The following is a 24,786-nucleotide window of genomic DNA, read 5'->3' on the forward strand; positions in this document are numbered from 1 at the left end:
ACCTCGTGCGGACGCGGGAGGGCCGCCTGGCGGTGTTCGCCCGCGGGCCCGCCACGGTGCGGTCGACGCCGGGCGCTGACGTGAAGGCGGTGGCGGTGCGCGGCGACACGTGGGCGTTGCTGCGCGACGACGCGGCCGGCCGGAGCCTCGTGGAGCTGCGCTCGCGCGCCACGCTGGACGTCATCGGCTCGCGGACGCTCGTGGGCCGCGCGGTGGGGCTGGCCTTCGTGGAGGACCGGCTCGCGGTGGCCGTGAGCCGCCAGGGGACGGGAGCCCTCGAGCTGCTGTCTCTGCCGGAGCTGTCCACGGCGGCGACGGTGGAGCTGCGCGGGCCGCCCTCGGCGGTCGCCTCGGTGCGTGGCGGCCTGCTCGTGGGCACGAACGAGGGCGTGGAGGCCCGGAACGCGCGCGGCGAGCGCCTCTCGCTCGTGCCGCTGGACCGTGTCGTCGCGCTCGCGGCGAACGGAACGGACGCGGTGGCGCTGCGCGGGGCGGGCCAGGTGGACCTGCTGGACATGACGGCGCTCCATGCGCCAGTGGTCCAGCGGACACACTCGGGCGCGACGGGGGCCACGGCGGTGGCGCTCGTCGGGCCGCTGCCGTGCGCGGTTGGCACGTCGGTGCAGTGCTTCAGCGCGGCGGGCTCCATGGGCACGCTGCCGCTGGACGCGTCCGCGGTGTCGGCCACGGCCTTCGGGCCCTGGCTGGTGGTGGGCACGGCCCGTGGCGCGCGCATCTTCGACGCGGCCTCGATGCAGGTTCCGGATGCGGGCTACCCCCTGGGCTCGGGTGAGTTCCCCGCGGTCGTGGGCCAGGCGGCCATCGCGGGTGGTGACCTCTTCGCCGCGGACTCGCGGGCGGTCTCCCGCCTGGCGCTCGCGCGCGGCCCGGCCCAGCCCGTGGTCACGCTCGGCGCGCCGGATGGTGGTGTGGCCGGCACGCGGCTCGCGCTGTCGCCGACGATGCAGGACGACGAGGGCCTCTCGCTCAACGCGTACACCGCGGAGCTGCGGCTGGACGGGCGGAGCGTCGAGGTGCTCGACAGCCGGCTGCCGGGCGCGGTGGACCTGCCGCGCGACGCCGGGGCCGCGGCCCTGTCGCTGCACGTGCGCGACCACGCTGGCAACCTGGTGAGTGCCTCGGCCACGGTGTCGCTGGGGGCGCCGGATGGCGGGCCCGCGCTGGTGGCCCTCCGGGCGCCTGCCTCGGGCTACGAGAGCACCCACCTGTCGGTGGTGCCCGTCCCGGCCGAGCCGGCCCGCGTGGACCGGGTGGTCGTCGAGCTGGCGACGCCGGGGGCCGGCGGCGCGGTCATCGCCAGCGCCGAGGGTGTCGCGCCGGCGTTCGCCGTGGACCTGGCCGTGCCACCGCTGGGGACCGAGCGCCGCCCGGCGGGGGACTACGTCCTGCGGGCTGTCGCCTACGACGGGAGCACGCCGGGAGCGGTCTGGGAGCAGTCCATCCAGATCCTTGCTGCGCAGCCGGGCCCCTCCTTCTCCCTGTCGTGGATGGGGAATGGGGAGACGCTGGTGCCGGAGGGGACCACCCTGGCGGTGACGGCGGCCTTCGTCGAGGGCGAGTCGACGGTGGCGCAGGTCCGCTTCTTCGTCGAGGGCGAGGAGCGGCAGGTCGTCAGCAGCGCGCCCTTTGTCGCGGCGCTGCGCATGCCGCGGCTGAGCGAGCTGGACGCGGGGCCGGGCCCCGTGGATGTCGAGCTGTCGGCGGTCGCCATCACGCAGGCCGGGCGCGCCTCCAACAGCCTCGCGCCGGTGCGCGTGAAGGTCGTGGCGGACATCGTGCCGCCAGTCATCGGCGCAGCGCAGTTCGTCGTCGAGCCCGCCGGGGAGACGGTCGTCGCCGGCTCCACCGTGCTGGCGCGCCTGTCGGCCAGTGACGAGGTGGGCGTGGAGTCGCTGTCTCTCCAGGCGTTCCTGGGGGGCAGCCTGGTGGCCTCGGGTGGGACGACCCTGTCCTATACGGTGCCGGGCGACACGCTGGTGAATACGTCCTTCCAGGTGGTGGCGAAGGCGAAGGACCGCAACGGCAACGAGGCCACCCAGGTCCGCACGCGCCGGGTGGTGGCGCCCGTGCTGCCTGACTCCGGGAGCGTCTCCGGCGGGTCGTTCGCCCGCGCCAGGAAGCTGACGCTGCGCGGAGACCTCGTCGCCGTCACGACTCCCACGGGCGTGGTGCTGGGACGGCTGTCGCACCGGCCCGTTCCGTCCGTCACGCCGCTGGCCACGCTGCCCTACGCCAGTGAGCCCACGGGCGTCGCCTTCTCCGACAACCTCCTCGTCGTCTCGCGCGGCGCGGCGGGCGTGGACGTGGTGGACATCTCCACGCCGGAGCAGCCCCGCTTCCAGGGCAACCGGGCGGTGACGTCGCCGGCCCTGGCGGTGGCGAGCGCCGGCCTCGTCGTCATGTCCGAGCAGAACTCCGTCAGGGGCGTCGACCTGTCGGACCCCCGGCGTCCCGGTATCGGGAGCAGCTTCCTGGACGAGGGGGTGCTCCTGGCACTGAACCCGGATGCCATCGTCACCGGCCGCACCGGCTCGGTCCACGTCCTGGCCCTGAACGCGGGGGTGACGGGGAACGCCGCCTGGACGGTGCAGGGGTCCCCGCGCGTGGCGCACCTCACCGGCGACGTCCTGATGGTGGGGACCAGCGAGGCGCTGGAGCTGTTGCCGCTGGAGCTGTTGCCGCTGGACATGTCGCTGCCCCGGCAGAAGCTGCTCCTGGGCACCGGCGTCCAGGCCCTGGCCGTGGCCGGCGGAATGGCCTACCTGGCCTGCGACGACGGGTTGCTGCGCATGGTGGACGTGCGTGAGCCCCGGGCGCTCCGGGTGGTGGCCGTGGAGCCGCTGGTGGCCACGTCGCTCACGGTGTCCGGTGGCCTGCTGGTGGCGACGACCGAGTCGGGGCTCGTCCTGCGGGAGCTGCACGTGCCGCAGGTGGCCATGTCACCTGACGCCCTGGGCTCCTTCGACACCAACGCCTCGGGGCTGGTGGCCTCCCGGCGCGGCGTGCTGGTGGCCTCGGGTGATGGCGTGCGCCTGCTGGATTTGGTGGAGCCCGCGGCGCCCGGGGTGGCGCAGACGTTCCACGCGGGAGCGGCCGCGCGCCAGGTGGAGCAGGTGGGGCACGACGTCTTCGTGCTCGGCCAGGACCGGCTCACGGTCTGGGTCGAGAAGGGTGACGGCTCCTTCAGCCAGCCCTTGAACGATGCCGACCGGCGCTCTCGCCTGGACGGCCTGGGCAACGTGGGGCGCGTCCATGCCGCCCAGCGGCGGCTGTGGGCCACCGGCGCGAGCCGGCTGTCCTCGGTGACGCTGCCGCAGGCGCAGGATGCACGGCAGCTGGAGCTGCCGGCCGCGCCCGTGGATGTGTCGGGTGACGAGCGCCGCGCGGTGGTGGCGCTGGGCTCGGCGGGCTTCGCGCTGGTCGAGGTGGACCCGACAGGAGGCCTGGCGTTGCGCGCGACGGTGCCGGGCGCGGCCGTGGACGCGGTCGCCCTGGAGGGGGACCTCGCCGTGACGGGAGACACGACGGGCTTGCGTGTCCATGCCCTGAGCGGTGCCGCGCCCGTGCTCCGTGGCACGGGCACGACGGACGCGCCGGTGCGCCGCATCCGGCTGGCCGGACGGCTGGCCCTGGTCGTCACCGGGGCCGGAGTGGAGGCCTGGGACCTGACGAGCGAGGTGGCTCCGGCGCGGGTGGCGCGGCTGGTGGTGGACGACGCCAGGGACGCGCGGCTCGTGGGCGGGCTCGTGGTGGTGGCGGCCGGTGCGGGCGGCGTGAAGGTCTTCCCGGCGCCGGACGAGCCGGTGGCGCCCTCCGCGCGGCTGGTGCCTCCGACGCCGGTGCTCGACGTCAATCCGGGCCAGCGCATCATGGTCGAGGCGCTCGTGTCGGGCCTGCGCGCCGACGACGCGGAGCTGCTCGTGAACGGCCAGCCCTGGCTGCGGCTGGAGACCGAGGAGCCTCGGGCCTACTGGTTCGTGCCGGGAACGGCCACCCCCGCGACTCCGTTCACGCTGCAGGTGCGCGTGCGGGGCGCGGGTGGCGTCGAGGCGCTGTCTCCGCCGATGACCCTGCGGGTGCTCGGGTCGACGTCGCCTGGGACTCCGTTCGTGAGCTTCGACGGTTCCCCCCCGGACGCGCGCTTCACCCCGGGGCAGTCGCTGAACCTGAGCGTGAGCGTGTCGGGCGGGCTGCCTCCGTACACGGTGACGGCCCGCCTGGATGGAACGGTCCTCGGCTCGCTGTGGCCCTCGTCGCTGCAGTCGAGTTTCGCGGGGACACTGCGCCTGCCAGCCTTCGGCGAACCGCTGCCTACCGGCGTGCTCACCGTCACCGCCGTCGACAGCCTGGGGCAGCAGGCGACCACCAGCCGGTCCCTGCCCCTGAGCGTGGACCTGGGGTCGCCCACCCTGCTGAGCGAGCTGCCGACGGGCCTGCGCATCCTGCCCTTCGTCAACACGTTCAACCTCTACGCGCGGGACGACGGGCCCTCGACGCTGCGCCTGTACCTGGATGGGACGCTCGTGGCGTCCGCGTCCAACCTGGTCGCGAACGGGAATCAGTACATGCTCCCCGTCACGCTCCGGCTCTCTCCGGCCCTGCTGGGTAAGACCGTGCGCCTCAAGGCCGTGGTCGAGGACTTCGCTGGCAACACGCCGCTCGAGGCGACCCGGGACTACGTCGTGCAGCCCGATGGCGCGGCGCCGGAGATTCTCTTGTACGACGGCCCCCCGTACGAGGCCCAGGAGGGCGGCACCTACTCGTACGACTTCCGCGCGAGCGACGTGGAGAACGACCTCAAGAAGATGGAGATCTTCACCGTCATCGGTGGCCGGTGGATCGGCGACGGTCAGGTCGAGGGCGGCACCAGCCAGTTCCTCAATTCCGGGACGAGCCGGGTGACGGGGTCGTACACCCTCCCGCTGCTCAAGGATCTGGGGGGCAGGAACTACATGTGCCTGCTCGCGGTCGCGACCGACCTGGCGGGCCACAAGCGCGAGAAGTCCTACTGCCATTTCGTGCGCGTGAACGCCGGGCCCCTGCTCTCCGCGATGGTCTTGCACGTGGGCGGCCTCACGGGAGTCCCCGCCGGCTATCCGGTGACCATCCAGGCGACGGCGACCGACTCGGAGCACCGGGTGGCCGACCTCCAGATGAGCGTCATCGGGCCGGAAGGGGCACTCTCGGGGTCCGCGAAGACATGCGTGGACGACGGCAAGACGTGCACCAGCCGCGTGGAGAACGTCGTCACGACGGAGGGAGGGGCGCTGCGCGTGGTGGCCACGGCGCGGGACAGCCTGGATGCGGGCACCACCTACGAGGCTCCGGTCCAGGTCGTTCCCAATGTGGCGCCCACGGTCACGCTGGCCTCGTCCACCAACTACGTGCTGGTGGGGTCGTTGGTGAACGTGGAGGCAGAGTTCTACGACGAGTTGCGGCTGTCGACAGCGCAGCTCTCCGTGGAGCAGGTGGACGGCGGCGTCCTCTCCCTCGAGGCATGGTCCGAGTTCGGGGTCGAGAACCGCCAGAGCCACAGCCTTGCGGACAGCTATCTTGCGACCGAGCCGGGGACGCTCCGCTTCCACGCGAGCGCAACGGACTACCCGGGGCTGGACGGCGGAGCGGAGTTCTACGTCCGGGTGCTGCCCGAGGAGGCCGGGAGTACGTGTGAGGCCGCGGTGCCCATGCCCGCCTCCAAGCACTTCATGCCCGTGCTGCAGCCGATGAGCCCGCCGTTCGAGGCCTGCGGCCGGACGTTCACGCAGGGCGCGTGGGTCGAGCTCCCGTTCGATGGGCCGGCGCAGCGGGTCACCTTCTATGCCTCCCACAACGGCCCCTATTACGAGAACTACGACCTGCCGTTGGTGGTCATCCAGGAGATGGAGGAGGGGACCTGCAACCCGGTGGGAGCGCCGAAGTGCTCGCTCAACTGGCAGGGCCAGCCCGAGCTCACCGCGTACACCGCCACCAACGTGTCGAAGAACGCGCGCGTCTTCCTGGGGCCGCTGCTCGACTTCCGGGGCCTGTACATCAACTCCGCGGAGCTGGGGAAGGACGCGAGGTGCGTGCCCGGAGTGTCCAGCTTCACCTGTGCGCACGGGCGCTGCCTGCCGACGGGAGCGTCGCTGCCGGACGGAACACCCGAGCACCGCTGCCACGTGCCCCAGTGTGACGACGGCGTGGACAACGAGACCGGCGCGGGCGCGGACGGCCTGGTGGACTACCCGCATGACCCGGGCTGCTCGTCGGCCGATGACGACAACGAGGACGACCCAATCCCGGCGCCCGAGTGCGCTCCGACCCGCACGGGCGATCCGGATGGAGATGGCCACGGGACCTGGCCGGCCGACCCCGGCTGTGGAAGCGCGAGCGGGACTTCCGAATCTGGCGACGGCGAGAGCTGTGAGACGCCCATCGACTTCAATGAGCTCGCCGTGAATGGCGCCACCAGCGTCCAGCTCGACTTCACCACCGCGACGGATGACGAGCAGCTCGACTGCGGCAATCCTGGCGCCGTCGACCGGGTGGTCGGCATCCGGGTTCCATCGGGAGGCCGGCTGACCATCCGTGGAGGCACCCACATCTCCGCGCTCTCGCTGCGGACGGCCTGCAGCCGCGATACCCGGGACATGGCCTGCAAGCAGCCGAGGAGCGGCTCCTGGGACGGAGGTTCCGGCTCGGCGCCCATCGAGGTCGTCGTGGACCCGATGGGGGCGGAGACCCTCTACGTGGTGGCCGAGGGAAGCGGGGTCGCGACGCTCGAAATCGAGCAGGAGAGGTATCTCGGCGAACCGTGCGATCCCTCGCAGCCCTGGTCGGTCTGCGACCCCTACACGCGGTGCCTGCCCAACCCGGACGCATCCGGGTACTCCTGTGGCATCCCGCAGTGCAGCGACTACGAGAACAACGACGAGGGCGAGGACGACGTCTGGGACTACCCGAACGATCCGGGCTGTACGGACCCGTTCGACAACAGTGAGTCCAACCCGGGCCCCCTCCCCGAGTGCGCCGATACGACGGACAACGATGGCGATGGGCTCAACAACTTCGGCGAAGACCCCGAGTGCCGAAACGCCGCGGACACCAGCGAGCGCTACTGCGGCGAGAACGTCGCCACCAGCGCCAACCCGGTCGTGGTCAACGGGTCGACCGTGGGCTCCAGGGACGTCGAGTGGAGCTGCTCGGATTCGAGCGCACCCAACAAGGTGTACGACTTCATCGCGCCCCTGACTGGGCGCTACCGGGTGACGCTGCAGAGCGACTCGGAGGCCATCCTGAGCGTCCTGAGTGGCGGCTGCGAGGGCGACGTCATTGGCGACGCGTGTGATTGGACGGGCGAGACGGGGACCCTGACGCGGCAGCTGCAACTGGAGCAGGGCCAGCACATCGTCCTCGTGGTCGAGGCCTATCGAAGGGCGGGCCCGTTCACCCTCACCATCCAGGGACCCGCGCAGTGCAGCAACGGGATCAGCGATGACGGCGACGGCCTCGTCGACTACCCCGCCGACCCCGGGTGCGCATCCCCCCAGGACAACGACGAGACGGATCCCCCCACCCTGCCGTGCCGCAACGACAAGGACGACGACGGCGACGGGAAGATCGACAGCGATGACCCAGCCTGCTTCGCCCCAGGGGTGCTGAGCGAGAAGGCGCTGTGTCAGGGCGTGGAGGCCACGGAGCTGCCCTTCGGACCCCTGCCGCTCTACGTCGACGGCGTCACCTCCGGTCCGGGGGTGCTCTCCTCGGACTGCAACTACTACAACACCACCGTGCCTGAGAAGGTGTTCCTCTGGGTGGCGCCAGCCGCGGGCCGCTACGAGCTCAACACCAACAACTCCAGCTTCAACACGACCCTGGCGGTCTACCCGCCTTCCTGCCAGCCAGCGGAGCTCGTGGCGTGCACCGACTACGGCGGCGCCACTCCAGGCGCCAGCCGACTGGTGCTGGACCTCGAGGAGCGCCAGCCCATCCTCATCGTCGTCGACGGCCTGTCGTCACTGGACCAGGGGCCGTTCTCGCTCGCCATCCGCGAGGTGCCGGCCCCATGAGCCCTCCGGTGCCGCTTCTTCTGTCCGAGTCCTTCACCACCATGAATCGCAGCCCGCGTCCCATGTCCCTGATTTCCACCCTCGCGAACGCCGCGCCCCGGCTCGTGCTCACGCTGGCCCTGCTGGCGCTGGCCGCTTGCAACGACCCGAAGGTGGTGGCGGAGGTCGGAAAGCGGAAGGTGACGAAGGCGGACGTGGCCGCGTGGCTCGACTCACGCAGCGTACGGGAGCAGGCCGCGCCCTCCGACGCGCTGGACGCGCTGGTGACGCGCTCGCTGTTGGCGGAGGAGGCTCGCCGATCGGGGCTGCTGGAGGACGATGCGGTGAAGGCCCGCCTGGCGGCCGCGGAGCGCGAGGTGCTGGCGCAGCAACTGCTGGAGCGCCGCCTGGCTTCCGTCACCACGGAGGCGGCGCTGCGCAAGCGGTACGAGGACACGCGGGAAGCGCTGGCCCGGCGCCAGGTGCGGGTGCGGCAGATCTTCGTGAACGTCCCGTCCGGAGAGGCGGACGCGAAGGCCCGGGCGCAGTCGCGGATGAACGCCATCTACGCGCGGCTGGTGGGCGGTGAGGACTTCGAGAAGGTGGCGCGCGAGGCCTCCGAGGATCCGGTGAGCGCCGCGCGGGGCGGGGAGCTGGGGCCGCTGCTGGAGGGGCAGGTGGACGCCAGCTTCTTCGACGAGGCCGCGAAGCTCGGGCGGGGGGAGCGCTCCAAGCCGTTCACCTCCATCTATGGGCTCCACATCGTCGAGGCGGTGGAGGACGTGAAGACGGTGGTGCCCTCCTTCGAGGAGAGCCGGGGGAGGTTGGAGGCGGACGCGCGCCGCGAGGCCCAGACGCGGCTGCTGACCGGGCTCCGGGAGCGCATTGACGTGAAGACCTATCCGGAGCGGTTGGGGACCGCTCCGGCCGCCGGCGAGGCCGGGGGAACGGACGGGGGGATGCGTCCATGATTCGCCATGTCGCGGTAGTGGGAATGCTGTTCGTGGCGCTCGCCGGGTGCGGGCGCTCGCCGGAGCCCGGGAGCGCCGGAGTCGCGCCGGTGGGCCAGCAGCGCGCCGCCGTGGTGACCACGGACGTGACGCCGCCGGCCATCACCTTCGGCACGGCCCAGGACGCGGTCCTGGCACCGCCCGTCACCCTCACCTGGTCCATCTCGGACGAGAACGACACCACGTATGACGCGTGGCTGGACGGCGTGCCCGTGCGGAGCGGAGTGCAGGTCTCGCAGCAGGGCCGGCACGTCCTCGTCGTGCAGGCCACGGATGCCGTCGGCCTGACGTCCTTGGCCACGCTGCGCTTCTTCGCCGATACGGCGCCGCCCGTCGTCATCGTGAGTGGCGTGATCGATGGGCAGGTGGAGAACGCCGCCTCGTTCACTCCCGTCATCAGCGCGTCGGACTACAACGGCGTCATCCTGGCCATGACGCTGAACGGGCAGCCCTACACCAGTGGCACCCCGGTGACGGCGGAGGGCTTGTACACCCTCTACATCCAGGCCACGGACGGCGCGGGACGGGTGACCACCCGGGTGGTGGGCTTCGTGCTGGACCGGACTCCGCCGGCGTTCAGCATCGGCGACAAGCCCTGGGACTACGCGACGAACGTCCCGTTCTTCGCGACGTGGTCCACCTCGGACCTCACCTCGACCCAGACGGAGGCCTGGCTGGATGGCGTGCCGGTGGGGCCGGGCCCCTTCGTGCAGGACGAGGGCTGGCACACGCTGACGCTCCAGGCGACGGATGCCGTCGGCCTCACCACCACGCGGGTCTGGCGCATCTTCATCGACACGCAGCCGCCGGTCATCACGGTGTCGGGCGTCCAGGACGGCGACGTCCTCGACGTGGCGAGCGTGGCGCCGGGCTTCACCGCCACGGACAACGACCTGGCCCTCTATCCGCCAGGGGTGACCGCGACGCTGGATGACGACGCCTTCTCCGGTGGCACGCCGCTGGTGGACGAGAAGGACTACGTGCTCCGCGTCACCGCGACGGACCGCGCCGGCAACGTCGCGACCCATCCGGACGTGCGCTTCGCCATCGACCGGACCGCGCCGCGGTTCGAGGTGACGGGCCTGGAGCTGCTCCGCAGCCGCACGCCCTACGTCATCGTGTACTCCATCGTCGAACCCCACCTGGAGACCTGGACGGCCAGGGTGGACGGCGTGGACTACGTAAGCGGCACGGCGGTGGCTGCTCCGGGAACACACCTGTTCCGCCTCGAGGCCCGGGACAAGGCGGGCCACGTCTCGCTCCTCGAGCGCGCCTTCACGCTCGACCAGACGGCACCGTCGCTGGTGGTGACGGGCGTCCCCTCCCTCACCCGGGCGGAGACCGTCACCCCGGTGTTCAGCGCCACGGATGACGGGCCGGGGCCCATCACCTTCGCCGGACGCCTGGATGGCACCACGGAGGTGCTCAGCGGCGAGCCGGTGGCGGTGAGCGTGGGCGCCCACGAGCTCGTGGTCACCGCGACGGACGACGTCGGGAACGAGGCCCGCGAGGTCATCGCGTTCACGGTCGATCGCACGCCCCCGGAGATCTCCATCTCGGGGGCCACGGCGGGCCAGGTCCGCGGAGGCTCCTTCACCCTCTCGTACACGGTGCAGGACGAGCACCCGGGTCCTCCGGCCAGCGCGAAGCTGGGGACGCAGGACTTCGTGAGCGGGTCCACCGTCTCGGACGAGGGCGCGTACACGCTCGTGGTCACCGCGCTGGACGGCGCGGGCAATGAGGCGCAGGCCTCCGTGTCGTTCACCGTGGACCTCACGGCCCCGGTCGTGGAGCGCGTGAGCCCGGAGGACGACGTCCACGTCAAGGCCGAGTCGGTCGAGGTGGTGCTGGAGGTGACCGACAACCTGAGCCAGGTCACCGTGCGCTCGGGCGCAACGACCTTCGAGCGTGGGGCGGATGGGAAGCACCGCGCGACGTTCCCCCTGGTCGAGGGGGCGAACGTCATCGACGTGGAGGTGATGGACCAGGCCGACCACGTCACGAGCCACCGCGTCACCGTCTTCCGGGACATGACGGCTCCGGAGCTCGTCGTGGCGGAGCCCGAGGAGGGCGAGCGCATCCGCGAGGCGCAGGTGACGGTGTCCGGCACGGCGGCGGACCTGTCTCCGCCAGTGACGGTGACGGTGGGGAGCACCTCCGTCCAGGCGGACAGTCTGGGCAACTACTCGCTCACCGCCCCGCTCGTGCCCGGTGCCAACACCCTCACCGTGACGGCCACGGATGCCTTGGGGAACTCGGTGTCGGTGGCCCGCGGGGTGCGCTCCAACATCGTCCTTCCGACGCTGAGCGTGAGCACGCCGAGCGACGGCGCCACGGTCACCACGGAGCAGGTGACGGTCAGCGGCACCGCGGCGCCCGGCGGCGACAACGACCCGGAGAACGCCGTCATCGTGTCCATAGGCGAGACGGCGGTGCCCCTGGATGGCCAGGCCTTCACCGCGAACATTCCGCTCGACCTGGGCCTGAACACCCTCACCATCACCGCGACGGACCGCTATGGCCTGGTCCGCACACAGACGCGGACCGTCACCCGCGCCGAGCCGCCTCCCGACGCGGGCAGTCCGGACGCGGGCACGGCGGATGCGGGGACGGCGGACGCAGGTACGGCGGATGCCGGTGCTCCGCGCGATGCGGGCACGGCGGATGCCGGTGCTCCGCGCGATGCGGGCACGGGGGGCGGCACGTCCGACGCGGGCCCCGTGGCCAGCGTGGACGCGGGCTCGGGCACGCCCGAGTCGTCGCCCGTGCTGGTGGTGGAGTTGCCGGAGGAACAGGGCGTCTTCGGTGGGAACCACGTCGTGGTGTCCGGCCGGGTGGAGGGAGGCAAGCTCCCGCTCCGCGTCACCGTCGCGGGTGTGAATGTGCCCACCCTCGGCCGTGACTTCACGGGCTCGCTGGTCCTGAACGGAGATGGTGAGCACCGGCTCCAGCTCCAGGTGACGGACGCGCTGGGCCGCACGGCCACCGCGCAGCGCACGGTGGTGATGGACCGCACGGCGCCCATCCTCACCATCACCGACCCCAGCAGCAGCCCGGCGGTCGTCTTCGCGTCGCCCTATCGGATTCGGGGCACCGTGGGTGAGCCGCACCTGGTCTCGCTGACCATCAACGGTGAGCCGGTGCAGCCGCTGGCGGGCCAGTTCAGCCACGCCGTCGAGCTGGCGAAGGGGGAGGGGGCGCAGACGTCCGTCAGCATCGTCGCGCGGGACGTCGTGGGCCATGTCACGGAGCGGACGCTGGTGCTCCAGGCGCAGGCCACGTGGCCTGTCGTCCGCATCATCTCTCCGGTGGAGGGCAGCGAGGCTCCGGGGGCGGACATTCCCGTCGTCGTGGAGGTCGACAGCCTGCGGACCGTGACGGTCCGCGTCGGCACCGGACAGGCCACCCGCATCGGGGAGACGAACCGGTACGAGGTTGCCCACTACGGCCTCGACCTCGGAGACAACACCATCGTCGCGGTCGCGACGGATGACACGGGCATGAGCAGCTCGGCGAGCGTGCGGGTGCGCTACCGCGACGCGCTGAAGGAGCCGCTCGCGGTGACGGGCGTGGTGCCCCGGCCGGGCGAGCAGGACGTGGAGCCGGACGCGCTCATCAGCCTCGCGTTCAACAAGCCCATCCGCGTCGAGGACCTCGACGCGCGAATCAAGGTGAAGGCAGAGGGGCAGTCCGAGCCACTGGCTGGCGGCTTCTCCGTGGCACCGGGGGCGCAGACGGTGACGTTCATCGCCAGGGCCCCGCTGCCCGAGGGGACGCGGCTGCGCGTGGAGGTCTCCGGACTGCAGGCCGCGGGGTCGCCGGATGCCGGAAGCGTGGGCATGACCGCGCCCTTCTCCAGTGACTTCTCCGTGCGCCGGCCCCTCACGCGCGTGCGCGGCATCGTCACGGATGCGGACTTCCGTCCGCTGTCCGGCGTGTCCGTGACGCTGGAGGCCCTGGGGCTGTCCACCGTCACCGGCCCGGACGGCAACTGGGCGCTGTTCGCTCCCCATGGGGGGCAGATGGTGGTGCGCTACGAGGGCGGCATCACGTCGGACGGGCGCACCCTGCCCACGGTGCGCCGCCGGCTCGTCGTCACCGAGGGAGGCGACACGCAGGACCTGCCGCTGCCGCTCACCCCCGTGGACCTGACGTCCGCGCAGCTGGTGGACGCACTGAGCACCTCGACGCTCGACTTCTCGGGGCGGCACCCGGGCCTCTCGGTGGAGCTGACGGAGGCGGGAGGACTGTCCTTCGCGGACGGCCGGACGCACGGGGTGGTCACCGCCACGGAGGTCCCCTCCTACGCGCTGCCCGTCCCCATGGAGGGGCGGGCGGCGCTCGCGGCGCTGTGGCAGGTCGGCCCCGCGGGCCTGCGGCTGGACAAGTCCGCCACGCTGCGGATGCCCAACCTCACGGGACTGCCCCTGGGGCACCATGCGCTGCTGCTCGCCTACGACGCCCATGCGCATGTCCTGGAGCGGGTGGGCTTCGGGCGGGTGGTCCCCGGCGGGCCAGGCCAGACGCTCATCGTGTCCACCCAGCCGTTGGTGATGCGCTCGGTGGAGTTCCTGGGCTACATGCCGCTGACGGACGCGCAGAACGAGGCCGTCGCGGCGGCGCTCGGGACGGGCGGAGGCTCGCCGACGGACGGTGGGCTGGGCCTGCGCACGCCCCCAGGCAGCCGGGGCCCGGCCATTCCGGCCTGGAAGCACCTGCTGTCGGCCTTCACCATCGGAGAGGCGCACGCGCAGCTCGGCGGGACGTTCTACGGCGGGTACTCGGCGCTGGACACGATGCTGAACAACTCCGTGCCGGCCGCGCTGATGGGCTCGGTGCGCGCCCCGCTGGAGCGGCAGCTGGCGCTCCAGTTGCGCCAGCCGGCCGAGACCGACTTCGGCGCGGCGGCGTCGAAGCTCGTGGCGCTGCCGTACACGTTGGCGCTCGACTTCTCCGCCCGCTTCGAGTCCGCGGACCCGTTCGACCAGCAGAACCCGGAGAGGGTGCGGCTGGTGATGGAGGCGAAGGGTCCCGGCGGCGAGGTGCTCACGCCGCCGGAGGGCGAGTCCTGGACGACGGAGGAGCAAGAGGGAGAGGCCGCGCTGGCGCCGAACGTGCGGCTGCCGCTGGGGACGTCGGAGCTCACCCTGACGGCCTACTCGCGCTCCAGCCACCGCGTGCTCAAGCTGGAGGCGGAGCTGAAGCTGGAGGCGGACGGAGGGACTCCGGATGCCGGCCCGTCCACCGGGGACGGAGGCGCGGGCGAGGACGGCGGCACGTCCCAGCCGGACGCCGGCGTCCCGGTGCGGCTGACGCTGCGCAAGACGGTGGACACCTTCAACGAGGCGGATGACGAGGCGGTGCACAGCCCCGTCCGCTTCCGGGGCCTGCGGGTGTCGGTGACGGGGCCGGGCAGCGGCTATGCCGCGGTGACGGGGGACACGGGCGGCTACGGAATGCCCATCGTGTCGCTGGGCGGCGAGTCCATGGGCATCGCCTGCACCGAGGTGCCCACCGGCCCGCGGCTGGTGGAGCGCGTGGGCGCCGACGGGGTGGTGCACTACGAGCCCACCCTCAACCAGTTCCCGGTGTGCTCGCAGACGTTCTGGGTGTACCCGGGCCGCTCCACGCGCGCGGACATCCTGGTGGACGTGCGGATGTTGCACGGCTCGCTGACGTTCATGGGCCGTGACGGCGGGGCGCTCGAGGGCACCTGTGTGGGCTCGGAGGAGCCGGCCGAGGTGGACCCGAAGACGGGCGACTACGTCCGTATCGCCGCGGAGGACGTGAAGAAGACGGAGGTGCACTTCTTCCGCGAGGACGACCTGGTGCACCCCATCGCCACCTTCACCACCGGCAAGCCCAACGAGCCGGCGGAGTGCGCGCAAGGGGGCGTCTTCGAGCAGGGGCTGCCGCATGGGTACTACGCCCGGGTGCGCACGGGGCCGGCCGCGAACATCCGGCGCATGGCGCGCGAGCGCTGCCGTGAGCTGGAGAAGACGCTGGCCACGGACGCGGGCCTGGGAGACGGCGGCTCGGACGACCCGGACTGGGTCTATTACCAGGCCAACTGCCAGGACAACCGGACGAACTATCTCCGGCTGAACCCGGGCGAGCGCCTGGTGGTCTTCGCGGTGAACCATGCCACCGGCTACGCGGGCATGCGGACCATCACCGTGCCGGCCCTCAACCGCGTGCAGCGCCGGGAGGACGGGACGTGCCCGCTGGACGAGGCGTCGGGCCCGCTGAAGGTGGACGAGTACGGCGAGACGCTGACGCTGTCGCGCTGCACCCAGACCGAGCTGGGCATTCCGGCGGACCTGTCGCTGTACCCGCCGGAGCTGGACGTCCGCGTCTCCCGGCGCACGACGCCGGAGGGCGTGTTGGTGGCGCCCACGCCGAGCCTCATCCGCCATGGCGGAGCGGCCACGACGCGCGACGACTTCCTGCAGGTGTCCACGCACTGGCGCGTGCGCCAGACGCTGGAGTCCGACCTGGACGCCGGCACGGACGGGGGCAGTGACGCGGGGACGGACGCGGGAGTGGACGCCGGTCCGCCGCGGCTGGACGCGGGCCTGCCGGATGGTGGCTTCGACGTCGACTTCTGGTGCCAGGACGCGGGGACTCTGCCGGACGGCGGAGCGTGCGCGCCGGGCGCGATTCGCGACTGGGGGACGCCGGGCCAGGCGCTGGAGGTCTTCTGCTCGGAGCTGCCCGAGGGCTCGGCGCAGCGGGTGCTGGGCCAGTGCGCGGCGGGGTCGGCGCGGGTGGTGGACGTGCCGGCGGGCGTGCCGCCCCTGGCGGGCCGCATCGTGCGGGTGACGGGGACGTCGGTGGAGGAGCCGGCGGTGGTGTCGTTCGCGGTGAGGCCGGGCCGTCACACGGCCACGGTGCAGGCCGCGCTCACCTACGAGAACGACGCCGGTCAGCCGGTGGTGGTGGGCGCGCTGCCCCGGGCCAACTACTACCTGCACGTCGTGGGGCACCCGGTGCTGGACCGCGACGAGAACGACGACGGCTTCCTGCAGCCGAGCGAGCAGAGCTCGAAGCCGCCGGACTTCGCGGACGGCGTGCTGCGGCCGGAAGACCCGGTGGTGTCCGGTCTGCCCAGGTTCGCGGTGGGGCTGAAGAACGTCTACCGCAGCCGCGAGGCGGACGGCACGGCGCTGGAGCGCTACGACCTGGCGCGCGAGCACGAGTTCCGCGTGCTGCAGATGGGCCCGGCGACCGTCACGGCGCACACGGGCACGGACCTGCCGGACGCGGGCCTCCCCGGGCGCGTGCTGACGGACGAGGCGCGGCCGAGCGCCTCCGAGGATGACCTCGCGTACGACTTCCTGATGCAGCAGTACGAGGAGCCGGACGAGCCGGGCCGCGCGGGCACCCTGAGCGGCGAATACACGCTGCGGCTGGGCACGGATGACTTCGGCATCGAGTGCCCGGTGAAGGTCGACGAGGCGAACAAGCAGATCAGCGGCACCTGCGCGGGCGAGTACCTGCCCGAGGTGCTGTCCGCCGGGGACATCCTGTACTTCGAGCTGTACCTGAGCGGGAACGCGGACAACGTCCTCTACCGGTTCAACTTCCACGGCATCTCGCCGCGCACGGACTACGTCACGGCGGGCGGCACGGACACCGTCGAGAAGTCGCTGGCCTCGGCACCGGCGCCGACGTCGCTGGCCGCGGCGGATTCCAACCGGCCCATCTCCGAGAAGGCGGTGGCGTACTTCGCCGTCGAGCCCGAGCATCTGACGAAGGGCTGGATCGAGATCTGCGAGACCACGCAGTGCACGGACCAGACGCGGCTGAAGCGGGCACGGCTGGACGTCGAGGAGGTCACCGCGAGAGATCCGAAGGACCCGAGCAAGCTCATCAAGCGGCTTGCCTTCAAGGTCACCGAGGAGTCGGGCCGGGCGGGCGCGCTTTACCAGTTCGACAAGCCCGGGGCGAACAACGCCCGGCGCTTCGCGATGACGCTCCCGAACGACGTCGGCACGATGATGGGGGCCGACCGGCGCGCCAACGTGCTCGTGCTGAAGACGCAGCAGGACGCGTTGTTCTCCTGGATGACGCCCCCCCCGCCCCGGACGAGCGAGCTGGGCGAGCCGGTGGGCCGCTACACGTTCGTCAACGCCCGAGCGGTGGGTCAGACGAAGGTCGACGGCATCAACCTGGCCGGCGGACACCTGGCGCTGTCGTATGAGGACTTCTCCATTCCGCAGTTCGGGGAGCAGGTCCGGTTCGTTCGCACCTACAACAACCAGAGCAACGTCATCGGCCCGACAGGCACGGGCTGGATGCACGAGTATGAGGGCTTCGTCTTCGAGGAGGAGCTCGGGCGATACACCGTCGTGCTGGGCGGGCAGTCCTATGACTTCCCGGGCTGCGCGACCATCGAGCGCGACACGCGGACGGCGTCCGAGTGCCACACGGACAAGTCCCACGGCGGCAAGCTGCGCATCGGCGTGAAGGAGGGGGGTGCTCCGGACGTGGAGTTCACGTCCCAGGAGGGGGTGCGCTACCAGTTCAACCGCCTGTCGAAGATCAGCGCGGACGAGGGGCGCCGGCGCTGGGTGCTCACGCGGTATGCAAGTGGCCAGGAGATGCCGGAGGACCCGCAGAAGCCCGACAAGGGCTGGACGCTCATCTCCCATGTGGGAGACACGGACCGGGTCGAGCGGGTCCAGCGCGAGCCAGGGCTCCTCACCCTCGTCTTCACCTACAAGCCCATCCTGCCGAAGAGGGATGTCCTGGGGAATGCGCAGCCCAGCCTCTATGCGGATCGCCTCAAGCTGAAAGCTCGGACGGAGGAACTGGAGCTGCTGTCGGAGGTCGGCGTGTACTTCCGCCATCAGGTGCCAGGTGACCTGGCGAACCTCGACACCTCCGATGCTCTCCACCGTGTGCGCTTCACCCATGACGCCCAGGGCAACCTGGTGCGCGCGGAGCGTCCCACGGGCCTGCCGCGGCAGGCGTGGGTGTACGAGTACGCGAAGCTGCCGGAGGGAGTTTCGGGCTACGCGCGGTGGCGCATCGCCAACGAGCTGAGGACCGTTCGCTACCAGCTGACGAAGCACCCGTTCCCGGAGCCTGACGAAGACGACGCGCTGGAGTTCTTCGACCAGTGGGTGACCACGTACGCCAGCTCGGGTGCATCGAAGACCTTTGCTCACGTGCAGGAGCGAGAGGTCATCGACTCGGTGGTGCTGTCCGGTCAGGGGCCGGATCCATTGAAGGTGGTCTACGCCCCCGGGACGACCCACCGCACGGTGACGTGGCCGGATGGAGTGAAGGTCGAATACGTGCTGAACGGCTACGGCAGCGTGAAGAGCCGGACGGTGGGCTCGTTGGACCCCGAGACCACGGAGTGGAGGGAGGAGCAGATCTCTCCGAAGACCATCAAGCTTCCGACCTCGCTGAAGCTCGAATATGCCGTCAATGCGTCGCACCACCTGGAGCGGGTGACGGTGAAGGAGCTGCCGCCGCCGAATGGCGCCGATGGGGGCGTGCCCGGCGTCGGGGTGAACACGGCGCTGGTCGAGCGGCAGTACACGGACGACGTCAGCAAGCGGTTCGGCCTGGCGAACGTCAGCACCATCCCGGGGCCGTCGGGAGCCAACACTGTCACGACCCAGCTCACCCCGCAGGGAACCCTGGAAAACGTCACCGTGCGTGACGCGACCCACACGGAAGTCTACGACTCCGGTTCCCGTACCTACGACACGGAAGGCAAGGGCACCCTCCAGAACGCGGTGGATGCGCTCCAGCAGACCGTGGAGTACCTGGAGCCCAGCGCTTTCGGGCTGCCGCAGGTGGTGAAGGTCACCCTCCCGACTGCGAACAGCACGGCGTTGCGGACGCTGACCCGCCGGCTTGTCTTCGACCGGTATGGCCGCGTCATCAGCTCCACCGACGAGGAGACGGGCGCTGTACAGGAGTGGACCTACGACAGCCTGGGTCGTCTCTTGCGCCACAAGGTCAAGGGCGAGCCGGACCAGGAGTGGCTCTACACCTACGAGCCGGCGAACCGGTTCCTGAAGATCACCGAGACGATGCCTGCTGTGCAGCACTCCCGGACCATCGAGACGAAGGAGGAGACTGCGGGAGAGCACGCGGGTGTCACCGTGCTGGAGAAGGTGCGCTTCGGGAAGATGCGGGCCGACGAGAGCTGGCCCGAGGCCCTTCGCGTGACCTACCTGCGGAACGGGCGTCAGGAGAGCACTGTCGACGCGCTCAACGTGAGGCGCGAGTACGAGTATGACGACGCCGGCCGGCTGACGGGCGTGAAGATAACCAACGCGGGAGATACCACCGGGCCAGCCGCGGAGACCTACGAGGTCAAATACGAGGACCTGGACGCGGACGGAAACCCGCGCCGCATCATCGACCACAATGGACTGGTCACGAAGGTGGGGTACGACGCCTTCGGTCGGCCCGTGTACTGGGACTACACGGGAGCGGACGGGATGTCCGCCCGGGAGACCGAGGAGAGCTACCGCGACTTCAGCGGCCAGGTGACCTCCCATGCCTTCGGTGGGTTGACGCTGAAGCATGTGCTGGCGATGCACCCGGATCCGCTCGGTCGCATCACCTCCACCCAGAGCGTGGGCTTGCCGGGGGGCGTCTTCACCAACGCTACCTATGATGCGATGGGGCGCATCACGAGCCGGAGCGACACCGTCATGGGGAGCTCCGAGACGTTCGAGTACAAGGATGCGCTCGGTCGCCTGACCTACTATTCGCGCACGACACAGTCAGGCGCCACGACTCTCAAGTTGGAAGAGACACGCGAGTACCACGACGCGCGCGACACGAATGGCCGCCGCAAGGTCATCATCGTCCGGACGATTCCTGCCGCTGGCTCCCCGACCCGCACCGAGCAGCTCGAACAGGAGATCGACGCCGCGGACCGTGTGATGAAGGAGACCACTCGGGTCCACGGGGTCCAGGCCAGCACCCTGTATGTCTACAACGCGCGCGGCAACGTGACGTCGGTCACCACGCCGACGAACGAGACGACCGTCTTCCACTACGACTCGGCGGGCAACCTCGTGAAGCGGGAGGAGCCCGGCAATGCCGACGCGCCGGCCGCCATCACTGAGTTCGTCGTGGACCCCGGATGGCGAGTGAGCCACACCCAGGGGCCGCGCACGGATGACGTCTGGGAGTTCCAGTACGACGCCTTCGGACAGCTGACGTCCCGGAAGCTGCTGACGACGAGCACGAACACCCTGGGCGCGACCTGGACCCATGAGTATGGCGTCAAGGCGGCGAAGGGCTTCGATGGAACGGTCCCCGACAGCGCCGAGGTCGAGACGGATCCGCTCAACCGCAAGACGTACCGGTTCTTCAATGCGCGTCACCAGCTTCTCAAGGAAGTGCGTGAGGACAAGGGCGTGGCTCCCGAGAGCCAGAACACGCTCACCACCGTGCTCGCGTACGACGGGCCATGGCTGCGCAAGCGCGTGATGACGGAGGCGACGGCGGGCGCTCAGGGAACCGCCTGGGTGACCACCCTGGAACGGGAGGACATCGACGACCGGGGCCGCTCGCGCAAGGTACGTGAGCACTGGACGGGAAGCGTCGCGTCCTCGGCCCACGACTACGAGTACATCACCGAGAGCCCCTGGAATGGACGGACCGTCAACGTCGTCCAGAGGGGCACGACCTCGGTATCCGTGCGGCAGCAGGACTTCACGCTTGAAGTGGACAGCCTCGGCAATCTGATTCGCCGGACGCAGGGCGGCCTGACGGATGAATGGAGTTACGACGCTGATGGCCAGCTCGTGATGGCGGCGCCGGCGGGCACCGCCGAGATGGTCAATACCTACGACGAGGGCCTGCTCGTTCGCCGGACCCTCGGCACGGAGTCCACGGAGTTCGAATATCGGCTGGACGGCCAGCTTCGGAAGGCGACGGAGCCCTCAGGCCGCGTGCTCGAGCTGTTCTACGCGCCACGCGGGCTGGTGGAGCGCGAGACGTACGGCCTGGGCAGCGAAAAGCTGGAGACGAAGTACACCTACGACAGCGGCGGGTTCCTGAAGTCGGTGGCGAAGGGGCACGGTACCGCCGACAGGAAGGAGTGGGCGTTTGACTATGGGCCGCTGGGCGAACTGCGCGGTACGACGGCGCCGGGGCAGGGCACCTTCGCGTATGGGTACGACGCACTCCGGCAGTTGGTGAGCATCCGGCCGCCGGGCAGTGCAGGGGCCCTGGAGGAATTCAAGTACGACTATCTGGGTCGCAAGGTCTCCCGGAAGCGCGGCGCTTCGGTGTGGGAGACGAAGTGGGTCCAGGGGGCCGCGGAGCGCACCAATCCGGACGACGATGTCGTCGTGTCGCTCCCGGATGGCCGGGGTCGTGTCGCGCTGGAGAAGTTCCAGCCGGGGGCCTCGACACAGGCCTACAAGGACCTGTCCGAGGTGGCCTACGCATACGACGGGCAGGATGGGCTGCTGCGCGCGAGAGAGAGCCGGGAGGGCCTGGGGGAGGTCGTCAACACCTACGCGTACGATGGGCGCCATCGTCTGGAGGAGGGCAACCGCGCTGGCGACCTCGTGAAGTACGAGTACATGTCGGGGAGCGACCAGCTCTACCGGCGGACGTCGCGGCGCGGGGCCGAGACGGGGCGGGTCGTGGAGTACGGCTACGACACCCTGTCACGCGTGAGCTCGCTGAAGACGTTCAACGGCTCGCTGCTCCAGTCCTCGCGGCACGTCACCTTCGAGGCGGGTGGCGAGCGTCTGGTCCGGCTCGCGGATGATGGCTCGCAGGGGCAGACGGTGGAGAACCGCTGCTACGACGGCCAGGGTCGGTTGACGTCGGTTCGTGCCACGACGTTGGCCGCCGAGGTGGGTTGCGCGCAGTCGCCTTCAACGGCGGTGACGTGGTTCCAGTACGAGTACGACGGGCGGGGTAACCGCAAGAGCGAGCGCTTCCGCGGCACGGCTACGGCCATGGCGGAGCAGTTGACCGAGTACGGCTACGACGCAGCGGATCGACTCACGGGCGTGCGCTACCCGGCCGACAGCGAGAGCCGGCGGGCCGGAGTGCTGTACCAGCTCTCACCCGAGGGGCTGCGCCTCGGGGAGAAGCGCGTGGCGAACCTGCCGCCGACGGTCAATCTGGACGAGCGAGGCTTCTACGAAGCGGTGCTGCCGGAGGTGGATTGGGCCTATGGCTACAACGCCACCGGTGTGCTTCAGCAGATCGAGCACCCGGGCGGTCTGGTCGCGTCGTACACCACGGATGGCTCGGGGCGCATGACGGGGGAGCAGATCGCGAACGGGCCGGAGACGAAGTACGGCTGGGACGCGGCGGGACGGCTGACACACGTGGAGCAGCCGGCGGGGGGGGGCGGAGGCGGAGCGGGGGTTACCCAGACGAAGTACCGGTACGGCTTCGACGGGCTGCGCCGCTTCAGGCAGGTGGGAAGCAATTCCGCCACGGAGTACCTGTGGGACAGCTCGGGGCTGGTGGAGGAGCGCACGGGGACCAGCCGGTTGCTCTACGAGAGCCTGGGGAGCCAGGTGGTATCCGCCGGTGGTGAGCGCGTACTGCACGACGGGCTGGGCAGCGCGGTGGGGCGGATGACGGCGGGTGGCCTCGTGTCGTATCGGTACGACGCCTGGGGTGGCTACCGCGAGGGGAGTGGGCCTGGAGCGGGTGAGCCGAGCGTTGGCTACACCGGCCATGGTTTCGACGCCGATACGGGCCTGGTCTACGCACAGCAGCGCTGGTACTCGCCGAAGTTGGGGCGCTTCCTGAGCGCGGACCCGGTGGGCCCGGCGGCGTATCTGGACAACCCGACCGGCATTCAGCCCTGGCTGTATGCCAATGCGAACCCGATGCGGTACACGGACCCGACGGGTGAGCTGTTCGTCGAGGGGGGCGCATCGGAAGAGCGCTTCTACGCAGCCAACCGTAAGATCCGGGAGAGCTGTGCCGCGGGAAGTGTGAACGATTGCCGCTTCATGAAGGTGCAGCTCGCCGTTGCGACTGCCCCGCTTGGTGGCATAGGGGTCGAGGCCCTCGCAACGTATGCCGTCGGACGCGCTGTCCTGGCCGGCCTGTTCGCCATCGGAACAGTATCGACGGTCGACAATGCTCTCCAATGCTCGGGAGCCCGGAGCGGGTTGCTCGGGGTGGACGACGACAATCCGGACGCCTGCTTTGATACCGCGCTCGACAGCGCGTTCTTGGTCGGTGGGTTCGTCAAGGCGCGAGGCTCCCGGTGGTTGGGGGGCGCTTTCCGCCCGCGGCAGGGCCTGACCGGCGAGATACTTCCGCCCGAGCCGGGTTTCCGGCCTCACCTGCCGTCCGGGCCGCGCGCTCGGCGCCCGTCGGAAGAAATCCTCGACTTCGTGGAGACGGCACCCGGAGTCTGGGGCCCGGCGCCGATTCGTCCGCTCCTCGCGTCCGGGCAGTCGCCGCGGCTCGAACTGCCAGCGGGTGCTCCGGTGCGGACCGGGCCTCTGGTCACTCCACCCCCCGTTCCTCCACGCGCCTATCTACCGGCTGTCACTCCTGAAACGGCGGCGGCTGAAGAGGAACTGTGGTTCCGGACCTTCCTGCCGGTCTGGCTCAAGTGGAGAGCCGTGGACGCCAAAATCCCGAAGGCCGCGCTGCCGAGCAAGAAGGCTGTCTTTGAAGGAGCACAGAACGATCTGCAGGGGCCCGTCTTCGTCGACCGGAGTCACAATCCACCTGCGGACGCGTGGAGGTTGCCAGCGGTGAACCGGGAGAACGCCCCTCCCGGTGCGTGCGCGATGCCGCATGCCGCCCAGCGTTGCCTGCAGATGTCGGTCGCCCCCAACACGATTCATACGACTCGGGGAGGCTTTGGTTATTGGAAGGACAATATCGACCAGGCGAAGACGGGCTTCTTCTTCAAGTCGACGTGCAGGAACTGCGGTGAGATCTATGCGCTGAATCCGACCCTACGCCCCACGGCGACCCTGCCACCTGGAGTCTCCGATACGCTGGGTCCAAACGTTCACGAGAAGTTCACCGTTCCCCAGCATTGGGAAGCCCGCCTGGAAGCAATCTTCCAGGCGACGCTAGCGTCTGGGAAGGTGCCGCCATGACCGGAGTCATTGGAAACCCGGGTGAGGACGTATTGAAGCTCCTGCGTGAGGCGGGCTGGGCACCCGAACGCGACGTTCCGGCCGAGGAGGCACGAGCGGCTCTGTCGCGGGCGGGTATCACTCTCCACCCAGCCGCCGAACGCGTGCTCAGGTCTCTCGGTGGGTTGACCCTTCGCACCCAGGAGCTCAGGTCGCTCCAGTTTGATGCGTTGAACGCCTTGAACCAGATGGACGAGGAGCTTCTGCCCTATGTCAGGCGGTACTTCACGGAGTCCGCCTGTCCGGTTGCGTTTGGAAATGACATGATCTTCTTCATGTCAGAGGACGGAAGGTGGATGGCACTGCACGACCAGTGGCTTGTGTATTACTTGCTTCCTGGGCTGGATGCGGTGCTGCGGTTCTCTTTATTCGTCGAGAATGAGCTGGGGCAGATGACCTCACTCGAGGGCGACATGGTTCCGCCAGGATATCGGCCTGAATCATGGATCATCGAATGAGGTTGTTGGGCAGCGCCTTCCTGGGGCTGAGCCCTGAACGCATGCCTCACAGGGGACACTCTGACGATGAGGCCCGCGGACGTCTGGTCGGCGCACGTCGAGCGGATTCAGGCGCTATGATGCTGATCTCCGCGACGCTCGCGGG

Annotated in this window: 4 protein-coding genes (1 of these 4 cut by a window edge); all 4 read left to right on the forward strand. The window is 70.3% G+C overall.

What is annotated here, in order from left to right; all coding sequences use genetic code 11:
- Tightly spaced (each overlapping or abutting the next), the 4 genes in view from G4D86_RS43520 to G4D86_RS43535 form a layout consistent with a single transcriptional unit that may run on beyond the window.
- On the forward strand, positions 1-8,069 hold the end of the coding sequence (locus tag G4D86_RS43520) for an Ig-like domain-containing protein (RefSeq protein ID WP_164000763.1). Its footprint begins 24,034 nt before the window's first position; the window shows 8,069 of its 32,103 coding nt (coding positions 24,035-32,103); its start codon lies beyond the left edge, outside the window; its stop codon occupies positions 8,067-8,069.
- Positions 8,066-9,019 carry a peptidylprolyl isomerase gene (locus G4D86_RS43525; protein WP_164000765.1) on the forward strand — a complete coding sequence of 318 codons (954 nt, stop codon included), beginning with the start codon at positions 8,066-8,068 and terminating at the stop codon, positions 9,017-9,019. Before G4D86_RS43520 ends, G4D86_RS43525 begins: the two co-directional genes overlap by 4 nt.
- On the forward strand, positions 9,016-24,144 hold the full coding sequence (locus tag G4D86_RS54035; protein WP_164000767.1) for an RHS repeat-associated core domain-containing protein: 15,129 nt from the start codon (positions 9,016-9,018) through the stop codon (positions 24,142-24,144). The genes G4D86_RS43525 and G4D86_RS54035 overlap by 4 nt, the downstream gene beginning before the upstream one ends.
- Entirely contained in the window at positions 24,141-24,641 is a 501-nt protein-coding gene (locus tag G4D86_RS43535; RefSeq protein WP_164000769.1) for an SUKH-3 domain-containing protein, read from the forward strand. Before G4D86_RS54035 ends, G4D86_RS43535 begins: the two co-directional genes overlap by 4 nt.
- Positions 24,642-24,786: the final 145 nt, after the last annotated feature.

The sequence above is a fragment of the Pyxidicoccus caerfyrddinensis genome (assembly GCF_010894405.1).
In the GTDB taxonomy this organism is placed as follows: domain Bacteria; phylum Myxococcota; class Myxococcia; order Myxococcales; family Myxococcaceae; genus Myxococcus; species Myxococcus caerfyrddinensis.

Bases quoted from the DNA above. Each gene is read 5' to 3' on its own strand.
- G4D86_RS43525 (WP_164000765.1), top strand. From the start codon at position 8,066: ATGAGCCCTCCGGTGCCGCTTCTTCTGTCCGAGTCCTTCACCACCATG.
- G4D86_RS54035 (WP_164000767.1), top strand. From the start codon at position 9,016: ATGATTCGCCATGTCGCGGTAGTGGGAATGCTGTTCGTGGCGCTCGCC.
- G4D86_RS43535 (WP_164000769.1), top strand. From the start codon at position 24,141: ATGACCGGAGTCATTGGAAACCCGGGTGAGGACGTATTGAAGCTCCTG.